11 protein-coding genes and 3 tRNA genes are annotated in these 13257 nt (G+C 54.8%); 6 read left to right on the forward strand and 8 right to left on the reverse strand.

The features are described from left to right. The first annotated feature begins 59 nt into the window (after nt 1-59). The 5 genes from AABB92_RS06325 to AABB92_RS06345 all read left to right on the forward strand — a co-directional run bounded on the left by AABB92_RS06325 (nt 60) and on the right by AABB92_RS06345 (nt 2600). Nucleotides 60-136 (forward strand) — tRNA-Val (locus AABB92_RS06325). A gap of 3 nt (nt 137-139) precedes the next feature. Beyond that, nucleotides 140-216: transfer RNA gene (locus tag AABB92_RS06330), tRNA-Val, on the forward strand. 10 nt (nt 217-226) lie between these two features. Then, nucleotides 227-303: transfer RNA gene (locus AABB92_RS06335), tRNA-Val, on the forward strand. 344 nt (nt 304-647) lie between these two features. Next, the gene (gene pykF, locus AABB92_RS06340) at nt 648-2060 is read left to right on the forward strand and encodes a pyruvate kinase PykF (protein ID WP_031375710.1); all 1413 of its coding nucleotides are present in this window, start codon (nt 648-650) and stop codon (nt 2058-2060) included. A 303-nt stretch (nt 2061-2363) separates the two neighbouring features. Next, entirely contained in the window at nt 2364-2600 is a 237-nt protein-coding gene (locus AABB92_RS06345; RefSeq protein WP_006118977.1) for a major outer membrane lipoprotein, read from the forward strand. 79 nt (nt 2601-2679) lie between these two features. On the opposite strand, the gene AABB92_RS06350 is transcribed toward AABB92_RS06345, so the two are convergent. The 7 genes from AABB92_RS06350 to sufA are packed head-to-tail and all read right to left on the reverse strand — an operon-like array spanning nt 2680 to nt 9342. Next, the gene (locus AABB92_RS06350; protein WP_046288360.1) at nt 2680-3705 is read right to left on the reverse strand and encodes a L,D-transpeptidase family protein; all 1026 of its coding nucleotides are present in this window, start codon (nt 3703-3705) and stop codon (nt 2680-2682) included. A gap of 56 nt (nt 3706-3761) precedes the next feature. Continuing rightward, complete coding sequence (gene sufE / locus AABB92_RS06355; protein ID WP_031375709.1) at nt 3762-4178, reverse strand: cysteine desulfuration protein SufE; 417 nt, start codon at nt 4176-4178, stop codon at nt 3762-3764. 21 nt (nt 4179-4199) lie between these two features. Further along, a complete protein-coding gene (sufS, locus tag AABB92_RS06360) occupies nt 4200-5423 on the reverse strand; it encodes a cysteine desulfurase SufS (protein ID WP_031375708.1) in 1224 nt (407 codons plus the stop codon). Then, nucleotides 5423-6703: a Fe-S cluster assembly protein SufD gene (gene sufD, locus AABB92_RS06365; RefSeq protein WP_031375707.1), complete on the reverse strand. Its 1281-nt coding sequence runs from the start codon at nt 6701-6703 to the stop codon at nt 5423-5425. The genes sufS and sufD overlap by 1 nt, the downstream gene beginning before the upstream one ends. After that, a complete protein-coding gene (gene sufC, locus AABB92_RS06370) occupies nt 6678-7424 on the reverse strand; it encodes a Fe-S cluster assembly ATPase SufC (RefSeq protein WP_031375706.1) in 747 nt (248 codons plus the stop codon). Before sufC ends, sufD begins: the two co-directional genes overlap by 26 nt. A 42-nt stretch (nt 7425-7466) precedes the next feature. After that, entirely contained in the window at nt 7467-8960 is a 1494-nt protein-coding gene (sufB, locus tag AABB92_RS06375; RefSeq protein WP_031375705.1) for a Fe-S cluster assembly protein SufB, read from the reverse strand. Nucleotides 8961-8967: 7 nt separating this feature from the next. After that, the gene (gene sufA, locus AABB92_RS06380) at nt 8968-9342 is read right to left on the reverse strand and encodes a Fe-S cluster assembly scaffold SufA (RefSeq protein WP_031375704.1); all 375 of its coding nucleotides are present in this window, start codon (nt 9340-9342) and stop codon (nt 8968-8970) included. A 389-nt stretch (nt 9343-9731) separates the two neighbouring features. Here sufA and AABB92_RS06385 point away from each other — a divergent pair, with 389 nt between their 5' ends. Further along, nucleotides 9732-10136 carry a hypothetical protein gene (locus tag AABB92_RS06385; RefSeq protein WP_031375703.1) on the forward strand — a complete coding sequence of 135 codons (405 nt, stop codon included), beginning with the start codon at nt 9732-9734 and terminating at the stop codon, nt 10134-10136. 33 nt (nt 10137-10169) lie between these two features. Here AABB92_RS06385 and ydiJ read toward each other — a convergent pair whose 3' ends face one another. Continuing rightward, a complete protein-coding gene (gene ydiJ, locus AABB92_RS06390; RefSeq protein ID WP_046288361.1) occupies nt 10170-13223 on the reverse strand; it encodes a D-2-hydroxyglutarate dehydrogenase YdiJ in 3054 nt (1017 codons plus the stop codon). Nucleotides 13224-13257: the final 34 nt, after the last annotated feature.

Below are 13257 nucleotides of genomic sequence, written 5' to 3' on the forward strand. Positions count from 1 at the left end.
TTGCCAGCCTCATCGGCTGCCGTTAATATTCGTCCCCGCTGTCGCCCAGACAGCGTGTTGCGCTCTTAGCTCAGTTGGTTAGAGCACCACCTTGACATGGTGGGGGTCGATGGTTCGAGTCCATTAGAGCGCACCAAGTGCGTCCGTAGCTCAGTTGGTTAGAGCACCACCTTGACATGGTGGGGGTCGGTGGTTCGAGTCCACTCGGACGCACCATTTCCTGTAAGCGTTCTTAGCTCAGTTGGTTAGAGCACCACCTTGACATGGTGGGGGTCGATGGTTCGAGTCCATTAGAACGCACCACTTTCAGAATTTCTCCCGCTTGCGCAAATCCCCCTTTTATTGATCTACATCTTTTCCGGAACTGCTTTTCGATTGGTTTTCGCATACTTAGCGACTATACTGTGCCGCGTTGTCCACTTGAAAGGTTTCAGCGATCACGTGCCTATTGCGATAACTCAGATAATTTGCGCAACATTCAGAAGGTGGTTACCAACCGTAACCGCACAACTTCCCTGCACGCCTGGCCTTCGTCACCTATTCTTACTCTGTATAGCCCGTTTCGATTTCAAACAGAATTCTCACTTCGATGCATTGCCATCGGATTTCGCCCTTTATCATCCATCACAACTTACAGATAACCCGTCATGAAAAAGACTAAGATCGTTTGTACTATCGGCCCGAAAACCGAATCAGAAGAGATGCTGACTCAGCTGCTTGAAGCCGGCATGAATGTTATGCGTCTTAACTTCTCCCACGGCGACTACGCCGAGCACGGCCAGCGCATCACCAACATGCGTGCCGTGATGGAAAAAACCGGTCGTCAGGCGGCTATCCTGCTGGACACCAAAGGCCCTGAAATCCGCACCATGAAACTGGAAGGCGGAAATGATGCGCCGCTGAAAGCGGGTCAGACTTTTACCTTCACCACCGACCAGAGCGTGATCGGCAACAGCGAGCGCGTTGCGGTGACCTATCCTGGCTTTACTGCTGACCTGAAAATCGGTAACACCGTGCTGGTCGACGATGGCCTGATCGGTATGGAAGTGACTGAAGTCACCGAAAACACCGTGGTGTGTAAAGTGCTGAACAATGGCGACCTCGGTGAAAACAAAGGCGTTAACCTGCCAGGCGTTTCTATCCAGTTGCCAGCGCTGGCAGAAAAAGACAAGCGCGACCTGATCTTCGGTTGTGAGCAAGGCGTCGATTTCGTTGCTGCGTCGTTCATCCGTAAGCGTTCAGACGTGCTGGAAATTCGTGAGCACCTGAAGCAGCACGGCGGTGAGCACATCCAGATCATCTCTAAAATTGAGAACCAGGAAGGCCTGAATAACTTCGACGAAATTCTCGAAGCGTCAGACGGCATCATGGTTGCGCGTGGCGACCTGGGCGTTGAAATCCCGGTTGAAGAAGTGATCTTCGCGCAGAAGATGATGATCAAGAAGTGTAACAAAGCGCGCAAAGTGGTGATTACCGCTACTCAGATGCTTGACTCGATGATCAAAAACCCACGCCCTACCCGTGCTGAAGCGGGCGACGTGGCAAACGCCATCCTCGACGGTACTGATGCGGTTATGCTGTCAGGTGAAAGCGCCAAAGGGAAATACCCGCTTGAGTCAGTGACCATCATGGCCACTATCTGTGAGCGTACCGACCGCGTGATGAAGTCCCGCATCGATAGCCAGAACGACACCCGCAAGCTGCGTATCACCGAAGCGGTCTGCCGTGGTGCAGTTGAAACCGCTGAGAAACTGGAAGCCCCACTGATTGTGGTCGCGACTGAAGGCGGTAAGTCAGCTAAGGCAGTACGTAAGTACTTCCCGAACGCCACTATCCTGGCGCTGACCACCAATGCCACTACCGCGCGTCAGCTGATCCTGAGTAAAGGGATTGAGACCCGTCTGGTAACCGAGATCGCTTCTACCGACGATTTCTATCGTCTGGGTAAAGAAGCGGCACTGGAAAGTGGCTATGGTCAGAAAGGTGACGTGGTGGTGCTGGTGTCAGGTGCATTAGTACCAAGCGGAACTACCAACACCGCCTCAGTACACGTCCTGTAAAACTATTTTCACCATTTATTTAGAAGCGCCTTTCACGGGCGCTTTTTTTATTTGTACTTAATACAAATGTCGGAAAATTCCAATCGAAAATAACTATTCAATTTCACTTTATATTAAGGTTAATCCGATTAAATCTCTCTGTTTTCGCTAAATTTTTTTATCATCTTCTGCGATCCGCTGCTTCTTTGAGCGAACGATCAAATTTAAGCATCTTCTCATCAAAAATTTATTCTCAACTTAAAAAGCTTTGTGTAATACTTGTAACGCTACATGGAGATTAACTCAATCTAGAGGGTATAAATAATGAATCGTACTAAACTGGTACTGGGCGCGGTAATCCTGGGTTCAACTCTGCTGGCTGGTTGCTCAAGCAACGCTAAAATCGACCAGCTGTCTTCTGACGTTCAGACTCTGAACGCTAAAGTTGACCAACTGAGCAACGACGTGAACGCAGTGCGTTCAGACGTTCAGGCTGCTAAAGATGACGCAGCTCGCGCTAACCAGCGTCTGGACAACCAGGCTCACTCTTACCGTAAGTAAGAGTTCTGGTTTAAAAATGGCGCCTTTAAGGCGCCATTTTTTTTGCTTTGCGTTTACGCGGTTTCCCGCGTAACTGGCTTTACGGCGTGGCCGTTTCGGCTTCAGCCCGATCAACCGGCGCAGCAGAGGCCGATGAAGGCGTCTCCAGCCCCGCAGGCGGCGTTGTTTCACTCTGGACCGGCTCACCACTGCTTACCAGCACCGGCATGCCTGAGCGGCGCGTCAGGCTCGCTTTAATCAATGCGCTATCACTCTTCTCGCTTTTGATAAATTGCTTCAGCCCGCCACTCAGTGCTAACGGCATGGTTTGTGGATCGTCCTTATCGTTGTGCGATAACGGCTGATGCACCTCGACGTAGCGTTTGCCATCCGGTTCCACCGCATACTTCACCGGCTGATTGATGATCTGCACCCGCGTACCTTTCGGCACCGAATTGAACAGCGCTTCGATATCCTCTGAACGCAGACGAATACAGCCTGAGCTGACGCGCATACCAATACCGAACTTCGCATTGGTGCCATGAATCAGATACTGGCCGCTACCGCGCGCCAGGCGCATTGCAAACAGCCCCATCGGGTTATCCGGCCCGGCAGGCACTACCGCGGGCAGCGTGATGCCCTCTTTGGCATAGCGCTTGCGAATATTCTGAGTTGGCGTCCAGGTCGGGTTAGGAATTTTCTGGCTGATTTGGGTCACCATCACCGGGGTTGCCGCCCCCAGCTGACCAATACCGATCGGATAGACGATGACCTTGTCTTCGCCTTTGGGATAGTAGTAGAGCCGCAGCTCGGCCAGATTCACTACAATGCCTTCTCGCGGGGTATCAGGCAGCAGCATCTGCAGCGGGACGGTGAGTTGTGTTCCGGCTTTCGGCAGCCAGGGATCGGTGCCTGGATTGGCTTCCAGCAGGCTAAGCAGGCCAACCTGATAGCGAGCCGCAATCTCTTCCAGTGGGCGTTTGTCGTCAGGAACCTGGGTCAGGACGTTTTCGCCAATCAGGCGACTGTCAGGTGGTGGCAGCGGGTATTCCGTGGCAAATGCGGGTGCAGAGAGCCCAAAACAGGTCAGCAGCAATGCACCGGCTAAACGTAAAGCAGGTTTCATGCAATTTTCTCGTCAGATAAAAAAACAGACGCCGGATGGCGTCTGTCGAGTGTAGCTTAGCTGAGGTTCTGAGCGGTATGGCGAATAGACCGAATCATCGCTTCCAGCCCCTGCGACCGGGTCGGCGTCAAGTGCTGCATCAGTGCCAGTTCACCGAACCAGTGGCGCACATCCAGCGCCACGATTTCGGCCGGCGGCAGATTCTGATAAAGGCTAAACACGATGGCAATCAAGCCCTTAACAATAGCAGCATCGCTGTCGCCTTCAAACGCGATGGTGCCATCTTCCTGCGGCGTCATCCTGATCCATACCTGGCTCTGACAACCTGAAATAGCATTCTCTGGCTGGTGCAAGCTTTCGGATGATTCCGGAAGTTTTGCACCCAGCTCAATGATGTAGAGATACTTCTCTTCCCAGTTGGCGCAACGGTTGAAGTTACGAACCAGTTTCTCTTTTTCTGGCAAGTTCGCCATCTGTCACTCCGTTAAAACTGTTCAGCCGCCCAGCAGACGATGAATACGTGTCAGTCCGGCCGCCAGACGATCCACTTCCTCTTCACTGTTGTAGAAGGTGAAGGAGGCGCGACACATGGCAGGCACATTGTAATGGTGCATCAGCGGCATCGCACAGTGGTGACCGGTGCGGATCGCAATGCCGTACTGATCGAGGAAACTGCCAACGTCAAATGCGTGGTGCTTGCCCAGGTTGAAGGCGATCACCCCGGCGCGTGACTGCGGGCCGTAAATCCGGATGTCCGGTACCGAGGCCAGCTTATCGAGCGCATAATTCATCAGTGCCGTTTCGCGCTGATGAATGGTATCCAGTCCCAGCGCCTCGACGTAGGCCAGCGCTGCGCCAAAGCCGATAATCCCGCCGGTGTTCGGCGTACCGGCTTCAAAACGCCAGGGTGCGCTGTTCCAGGTGGTGCCGGTTGGCAGCAGTACGCGGTCGATCATCGATCCCCCCCCTTCCCACGGCGGCATCTCATCAAGCAGCGCTTTACGCCCATAGAGAATGCCGACGCCGTTCGGGCCGTACAGCTTGTGGCTGGAGAAGACGTAGAAGTCGCAGCCGATATCCTGCACGTTCACTTTGTCGTGCATCACCGCCTGCGCGCCATCAATCAGCGTCACCACGCCCGCGGCTTTCGCCTGTGCGACGATCGCTTTCACCGGGTTGACCGTGCCGAGAACGTTAGAAACGTGCGTCACCGCCAGCAACCGGGTACGGCTGTCGATCAGTCCCGCCAGTTGCTCCAGTGCCAGCTCGCCATTATCGTTCAGCGGCAGAACCCGAATTTCAGCACCGGTACGCTGTGCCACCATCTGCCACGGCACGATGTTAGCGTGATGCTCCATCTCAGTGATGATCAGGTTATCGCCCGGCTGGAGGTTAGCACCGCCCCAGCTGTTGGCCACCAGATTGATGCCTTCAGTGGTGCCTTTGACGAACACGATCTCTTCCTGCGTGGCCGCATTCAGAAAACGGGCCGCCTGATCGCGCACGTTCTCCATGTCGCTGGTCGCCTGCTGGCTGAGCGTATGGATACCACGATGCACGGCCGCATAGCCGTGCTGGTAAAAATGGCTTTCGGCGTTGATTACCGACAGCGGACGTTGTGCGCTGGCCGCACTATCAAGATAGGCCAGCGGATGACCGTTGACCTCACGCTTCAGGATCGGAAAATCTTCCCTGATGCGTTCGAGATCGAAGTTCATCATGAGTCGCCTCCAGGAAAGCGCTCAGCGATACGCTGCAGCACTGCCTGACGCAATACCTCATTCTCCAGTGCTTCGGTCAGTTCCGCAGCAAAGGCATGAATGATCATCGTCTGGGCAGCATCCTGCTCAATACCGCGCGAGCGCAGATAGAACATCTGCTCATCATCGATGCGACCGATGGTGGCGCCGTGGCTGCACTTAACGTCATCCGCATAGATTTCCAGCTGCGGTTTGGTATCCACTTCGGCCAGACGTCCCAGCAACAGGTTGTTGTTGGTCATCTGTCCATCGGTTTTCAGCGCATGCTTCGCCACTTTGATGTGACCATTAAACACCGCACGGCCTTTATCGCGCACGATGGTTTTATGCATCTGGCGGCTCAGGCAGTAGCCTTTATTGTGCTCAAGGTAAGTACGGGTATCCGCCACTTCCTGACGCACCGGCAGCACCAGGCTGTTCACCGCCAGTTGGGTGTTTTCACCGTTCAGCTGAGTACTGGTGTTATGACGGCTCAGGCCCGCACCCAGCAGGAAGCTGGTGCTGCTGACCTGCGCATCGCTGCCGATCACCAGGTCGTTATGTGCGAAGTGATAACTTTCGCTGCTTTCAAACGCCAGTTTGGTGTGGGTCAGTTTTGCATTGTCGCCGACGGCAAAGGTAAAGCGGGCACCGGTGAAGTGCGCACTGCCATCCAGCGAAACGTAATGCTCAATCACTTCTGCTTCAGCGCTCTCATCCAGCTGCAGATGATGACGATGATGAACCGTGTTCATCCCGTTCTGCTGGCCGCTGGTGATGTGCAGCAGATAAAGCGGACGGGCCGCCGACTTGCCGCGTGCCAGACGCAGGAAGGTCACCTCTTCCGCCAGACTCTCGGTCAGGTGCAGGAAGACTTCCGGCTGCACGGCGGCCGGCAGTGGGCGACGTTCAGCCGCTACGCTGTGCTGAATCTCAAACAGATCGCTGTCGCGGCTGCTGAGTGCAGGCTGGAACTGGCCATCAACATAAACCAGACGCACCGCATCCAGTGGCAGAGCCAGCGCATCGACCTGCTCAGCGCTCAGCGTTTGCGGTGCCTGCGGCAGCACAAACTGTTGCGCCAGCAAGGTATCCAGCGAGGTGTATTTCCAGTTCTCATGCTTGCGGGTAGGCAAGCCGATCCGCATCAGTTGCTGCCAGTGCTGCTGTGCCTGCAGCGAACGCAGGTCGCCGCGCGATTCAAACAGGTGATGCCACTGTTGCAGCGCAGAATCACTCTTCGTCGGTAAGCCAGCCATAACCTTGCTCCTCCAGCTGTTTCACCAGCGAGAAGTCGCCAGATTTCACGATTTTGCCCTGATAAAGAACGTGTACGAAGTCTGGCTTGATGTAATCCAGAATACGCTGGTAGTGGGTAACGATGATGAAGGCACGCTTCTCATCGCGCAGGCTGTTAACGCCATTGGCCACAATTTTCAGCGCATCGATGTCCAGTCCGGAATCGGTTTCATCGAGGATACAGAGTTCCGGCTCCAGCGCCGCCATCTGCAGAATGTCGTTACGCTTCTTCTCACCACCGGAGAAGCCCACGTTTACTGAACGGGTCAGCAGATCTTCCGGCATCTTCAGCAGGTGAATTTTATCTTCGATAAAGTCCTGGAAATCGAAGCGGTCCAGCTCTTCCTGCTGACGATATTTACGCACCGCGTTAACGGAGGTTTGCAGGAAGAACTGGTTGCTCACGCCAGGGATCTCAACCGGATACTGGAAGGCCATAAAGATACCTTCACCGGCACGCTCTTCCGGCGCCAGCTCCAGCAGATCTTTGCCTTTGAAGGTCACCGAACCGCCGGTCACTTCATAGTCTTCACGTCCGGCCAGCGTGGCAGAAAGCGTACTTTTACCTGAGCCGTTCGGGCCCATAATGGCATGGACTTCACCCGGTTTAATTTCGAGGTTCAGACCACGCAGAATGGCTTTATCTTCAACACTTACCTGTAAATCTTTAATGCTTAACATACTTATTCCTTCACATTGCTTCCGGCAACGCGTGTGACGGCATCAGCCCACACTGTGCTCAAGGCTGATGGCTAACAATTTTTGGGCTTCCACGGCAAATTCCAGCGGCAGCTCCGAAAATACGTCTTTACAGAAGCCGTTCACGATCATCGAGATGGCATCTTCTTCACTGATACCGCGTTGCAGACAGTAGAACATCTGGTCTTCGCCGATACGTGAGGTGGTGGCTTCGTGCTCAAGCTGGGCGGTGTTATTGCGGGTTTCAACATACGGGAAGGTATGTGCGCCGCAGTCCGGGCCAATCAGCATTGAGTCACACTGGGTAAAGTTACGCGCGTTGGTGGCGGTCGGCATGATCTTCACCAGGCCGCGATAGGTGTTCTCACTTTTACCGGCCGAAATCCCTTTCGAGATGATGGTCGATTTGGTGTTTTTACCAATGTGAATCATCTTGGTGCCGGTATCCGCCTGCTGGCGGCCGCTGGTCAGCGCCACAGAATAGAATTCGCCGACCGAGTAATCACCGCGCAGAATGCAGCTCGGGTATTTCCAGGTAATGGCTGAGCCGGTCTCAGACTGCGTCCAGGACATTTTACTGTGGTCACCTTCACACAGCGCACGCTTGGTAACGAAGTTAAGGATACCGCCCTCGCCTTCACCGCCCGGGAACCAGTTCTGCACCGTCGAATATTTCACTTCGGCATTTTTATGGATGATCACTTCCACCACGGCCGCGTGCAGCTGATAGCTGTCACGCACCGGCGCTGAACAACCTTCGATGTAGCTGACGTAACTGTCTTCATCGGCAATCAGGATGGTGCGTTCGAACTGACCGGTTTTGGCTGCGTTGATGCGGAAATAGGTCGACAGCTCCATCGGGCAACGGACGCCTTTCGGGATGTAGACAAACGTTCCGTCTGAAGCCACCGCCGAGTTCAGCGCGGCAAAGAAGTTATCGTTGGCCGGGACGACCGTGCCGAGATACTGCTTCACCAGCTCCGGGTGTTCCTGAATCGCTTCGCCGAAGGAACAGAAGATAATGCCCTGCTCCGCCAGCTTGCCGCGATAGGTCGTAGCCACCGAGACGGAGTCAAAAATAGCGTCAACGGCCACTTCACGACCTTCACGCACCGGGACACCCAGCTGGTTAAAGGCGTTTTCCACTTCCTGCGTCAGGTAATCGCTGGCCGGCGCGCTGCCTGATGCCTGGGTCGCACCCGGCTCAGAAGCGCAGCTGTCATCGCAGTTACCGCACGACGGTGCGGAATAGTAGCTGTAATCCTGGTAATCGAGTTTCTCGTAATGCGCTTTCAGCCAGTGAGGCTCTTCCATTTCAAGCCAGGCACGGAAAGCTTTAAGACGAAACTCCAGCATCCACTCTGGCTCGTTACGCTTGGCCGAGATCGCGCGCACCACATCTTCATTGATGCCGTTCGCAAATTCTTCGGTCTGCAGTTGGGTAAAGAAGCCCTCTTTATAGTTGAGCTTGCCGTCCCAGATTTGTACATCGTCAGATGTTTCGCTGTGTCGTGACATATTTCACTTACTCGACGCCAAAGCTTTCGCCACACCCGCAGGCGTGCTGAGCTTTAGGGTTATTGAATTTAAAAATCTGATTCAGGCCTTCGCGAACGTAATCCACTTCGGTGCCATCAACAAATGGCATCGCCTGAAGCGGCACAAACAGAGTTGCGCCGTGGAACGAGAACTGCAGATCGTCATCGACTGGCTCTTTCACCAGATCCATGACGTAACCAAACCCGGCGCAGCCGGATTGTTTCACGCCTAACCGTAGCCCCTTGACATCAGGGTCCTGAGCAGCCAGATTGAGAATTTGTTGCGCTGCGGTTTCAGTCAGCGTCAGCCCTTTCCAGACGAAATCGTCGGGTGAGAAAGAGTCTGCATTAACGGATGCCATGTTGATACCTCTTGAGTCCGGACCTTTTCAGGCTATCCCCCTATGGTAGTGATCTGACCGATCACTTCAACCTCTTGTTTTGCAGGGATAATCATCTTGTGCTGTTTTTTTCGCCTGTTTATTAAGCATAGACCCTTCAACTCACTTTGCGGTGAGACAGACCACGCGAAGAGTCCTGTTGTAACCTGTTAATAACGCACTCTTTTTTAAATTATGACTTTTCATAAAAGTGCTTATTAATAGGTTACGCCTTTCTACGATGTAAACAGATTGTTATTTCCGATTATACCGACAGGTCAGATAAATCGTTAAATTTTTCTGCTGCAGCAATTGCATTCCTCGCCCGGATGAATATGATAATTATTATCATTCACGTTCAGGGTGGCATTATGACGCTTTCAGTCTCTGCCTGGCTGCAGCATAAGATCGATGAATACAAATTTTCGGTACGCGATATCACCGTCGACTTCTACCTGGCGCAGGCCAGACTCGACCGGGCCGACTGTACCATTCAGCAATTACGTCAGTTTAATGATACCTGTCTGGATATGGCAGAAGTCTGCCAGCTGAACGGAGATGACCAGAGCTATCTGCATGCCATGGGCAAACTGCATCATCGCCTGGTGCAGGAGATGGGAAATAGCGATCGCGATCGCCTGTTCCGCATTCAGGCCTACCAACTGGCGCGACTCTCCCTGACCCGTCTGTGCCATCAGCTGGCGATGATCGGTGAATGGGATAAAGCCACCGCGCTGCAAAGCGACTTTGTGCGTCACGCGGGCTGGATATTCTAATCCAGCCGCGTCGTGACGTCGCGCACAATTTTTTTACATTAGCGTTAAGAGCGCCTGCAGCGGATGGCGCATGCCGTTACCTTCCACCCGCTTGACCTGACTGCGGCAGGAGTAACCGGTGGCAAGACAGCGCTGACGCGGTAAGCGCTGTAGCTGCGGATGCCAGGAGAGCGCGTAGATCCCCAGTGAGTTTTCGAGGTTTTTCGTTTCGTGGCCGTAGGTGCCCGCCATGCCACAGCAGCCCACGTTGATATTCTCCAGCTTTGCGCCAAAACGGGAAAAAATCTCCTGCCACTGATTCGGCGCGGAAGGCAACGCCGTCACTTCGGTACAGTGGGCGAACAGATACCACGACTCGCCCGTGGTGCTCTGCACTTCCCGTTCCGCCAGCGCACTCTGCAACCACTCATGCACCAGCAGCACGCTGAAATCACCGCGCGCCTCGCCCAGCGTCTGACGATACTCATCGCGGTAGCAGAGCACGGTCGCAGGATCGACCCCAACCATCGGCATTCCCAGCCGTGCTACCCGGTTAAGGAAATCAGCGGTGCGGCTGGCGGTCCGGGCGAAGCGCTGCAGGAAGCCTTTCACGTGCTGCGCTTTGCCATTCGGTGAGAACGGCAGCAGAACCGGTCGATAGCCGAGCTTCTCAATCAGCCGGATAAAATCATTCACCAGCTGCGCCTCATAGAAGCTGGTAAACGGATCCTGCACCACCAGCACGCATTTCGCCTGTTCAGCCGCCGGTAACCGTTCCAGCTGTTCCAGCGTCATGTTCATGGCGGGATGGCCGCTCAACTGCTGTTTCAGCGTCGGTGAAGAGAGTAGTGGCAGATCGACCATGCCGATCTGGCTTTTGCTCAGCTCTTTCAGCCACGGCTGGCGCAGAAAGAAGTTAAAGGTTTTGGGGGCCTTCGCCATTAATGGCGCGTAGCTTTCAACCGCCGCCACCAGATGATCGCTGACCGGACGCAGATAACGGGTGTGATAAAGCTGTAAGAAGCGCGAGCGGAAGCTGGGCACGTCAATTTTGATCGGGCACTGCGTTGAGCAGGCTTTGCAGGCCAGACAGCCCGACATCGCCTCTTTGACCTCATGCGAGAAATCGTATTCCCCTTTACTGGCGTGCCAGCTGTTGCGGGTACGGGCGATCAGCCCACGCAGCGAAAGCCGGCTCTCCGGTAACTGCTTCTCCAGCATCAGTGGATCCACGCCCTGATTAGCCAGCAGTCGCAGCCATTCCCGCGTCAGGGTCGCCCGGCCTTTGGGAGAATGGATACGGTTACGGGTGATCTTCATCGACGGACACATCGGGCTGCGAACATCAAAGTTAAAGCACAGGCCGTTACCGTTACACTCCATCGCGCCGCGCCATTCGTCACGCACCGTGAGCGGAATCTGACGATCGAAGGTGCCACGCTTCTCCGCATCGACCTGCATCATCTCGTCATGGCTGTCAAAAGGGGTGCAGATTTTGCCGGGATTGAGGCGGTTATGCGGATCGAATGCCGATTTAATGCGGCGCAGCTCATTGAACAGGGTTTCGCCAAAGAACGCCGGACTGTACTGCGCGCGGAAGCCTTTGCCGTGCTCGCCCCACAGCAATCCGCCGTAGCGCGCCGTCAGGGCCACCACTTCGTCGGAGATCTGCTTCATCATCATCTCCTGCTGCGGATCACACATATCCAGCGCCGGACGGACATGCAGCACGCCAGCATCAACGTGACCGAACATGCCGTAACTCAGTCCGTGGCTGTCGAGCAAGGCGCGGAATTCGACAATGTAATCCGCCAGGCTTTCCGGCGGGACGGCGGTATCTTCGACGAACGGGATCGGCTTGGCGCGGCCTTTGGCATTACCCAGCAGCCCCACCGCCTTTTTGCGCATGTTATAGATACGCTCAATGCCCTGCAGATCGTCGCAGAGCTGATAACCGATGACGCCGCCCTGCTGTTGCGCCATCAGCGCATCCAGCCGCGCACAGAGCTGGCTGATTTGACTGTCGATCAACGCAGCGTTATCACCGGCAAACTCGACAATGTTCAGCCCCAGCATCTCTTTATCCGGCACGTCGGTAATCAGTTCCCGCACTGAATGCCAGACGATATCTTCACGCGCCAGGTTAAGCACTTTTGAGTCGACGGTTTCGACCGACAGCGCCTGTGCTTCCACCATGAATGGCGCATTACGCAGCGCAGAATCGAACGAATCATATTTGATGTTGACCAGCCGCCGCACTTTAGGCAATGGCGTAATATCCAGCCGCGCTTCGGTGATAAAGGCCAGCGTCCCTTCGGCTCCGCACAGCAGGCGCGTCAGGTCGAAGGTTTGCATATCGTCGCTGAACACATGTCGCAGGTCGTAACCGGTCAGGAAGCGGTTGAGCCGCGGGAATTTTTCGAGGATCAGCTCACGCTGCTCACGACAGCGGCTCAGCACCTGCTGATAGATGCGCCCTTCCGGGGTTGCCGTGCGGGCAATCGTTTCAGCCAGCGCTGTCGCCATCGGCCGGGTATCGAGGATATCGCCCCCCAGCAGCACCGCTCGCAGACCATTGACGTGATCGGAAGTTTTGCCATACACCAGCGATCCCTGGCCGGAGGCGTCGGTATTGATCATCCCGCCCAGCGTCGCGCGATTACTGGTCGACAGTTCTGGCGAGAAGAAAAAGCCATACGGCTTAAGCCAGGCGTTCAACTGATCTTTGATGACGCCCGCTTCTACCCGCACCCAGCCCTCATCCGTATTGATCTCGAGGATGCGGTTCATGTAGCGCGACATATCAACAATAATGCCCTGGTTCAGCGACTGTCCGTTGGTGCCGGTGCCACCGCCGCGTGGCGTGAAGACCAGGCTTTCAAAGCGTGGCTCGCCTGCCACCCGGGCGATCAGCGCAACGTCAGCGGTTGAGCGCGGAAACAGCGCCGCGTCGGGCAGCAGCTGATAGATGCTGTTATCGGTAGAGAGTGAAAGGCGGTCAGCATAGCTGGTGGCGGTGTCGCCGGTAAAACCCTGCTCTTTCAGCGACTCAAGGAATGTCAGCACCAGTTGAACGAGGCCCGGCGCCTGCGAAATCTGTGGGATCATTATTGTCTAACCGAAGATGTTGTAAACGTTTGCG

It is taken from the genome of Pantoea brenneri (assembly GCF_038594305.1).
GTDB classification, from domain to species: domain Bacteria; phylum Pseudomonadota; class Gammaproteobacteria; order Enterobacterales; family Enterobacteriaceae; genus Pantoea; species Pantoea brenneri.

What these genes read in the sequence shown, in the direction of transcription:
- pykF (WP_031375710.1), top strand. Translation starts at nt 648, where the DNA reads ATGAAAAAGACTAAGATCGTTTGTACTATCGGCCCGAAAACCGAATCA.
- AABB92_RS06345 (WP_006118977.1), top strand. Translation starts at nt 2,364, where the DNA reads ATGAATCGTACTAAACTGGTACTGGGCGCGGTAATCCTGGGTTCAACT.
- AABB92_RS06350 (WP_046288360.1), bottom strand. Translation starts at nt 3,705, where the DNA reads ATGAAACCTGCTTTACGTTTAGCCGGTGCATTGCTGCTGACCTGTTTT.
- sufE (WP_031375709.1), bottom strand. Translation starts at nt 4,178, where the DNA reads ATGGCGAACTTGCCAGAAAAAGAGAAACTGGTTCGTAACTTCAACCGT.
- sufS (WP_031375708.1), bottom strand. Translation starts at nt 5,423, where the DNA reads ATGAACTTCGATCTCGAACGCATCAGGGAAGATTTTCCGATCCTGAAG.
- sufD (WP_031375707.1), bottom strand. Translation starts at nt 6,703, where the DNA reads ATGGCTGGCTTACCGACGAAGAGTGATTCTGCGCTGCAACAGTGGCAT.
- sufC (WP_031375706.1), bottom strand. Translation starts at nt 7,424, where the DNA reads ATGTTAAGCATTAAAGATTTACAGGTAAGTGTTGAAGATAAAGCCATT.
- sufB (WP_031375705.1), bottom strand. Translation starts at nt 8,960, where the DNA reads ATGTCACGACACAGCGAAACATCTGACGATGTACAAATCTGGGACGGC.
- sufA (WP_031375704.1), bottom strand. Translation starts at nt 9,342, where the DNA reads ATGGCATCCGTTAATGCAGACTCTTTCTCACCCGACGATTTCGTCTGG.
- AABB92_RS06385 (WP_031375703.1), top strand. Translation starts at nt 9,732, where the DNA reads ATGACGCTTTCAGTCTCTGCCTGGCTGCAGCATAAGATCGATGAATAC.
- ydiJ (WP_046288361.1), bottom strand. Translation starts at nt 13,223, where the DNA reads ATGATCCCACAGATTTCGCAGGCGCCGGGCCTCGTTCAACTGGTGCTG.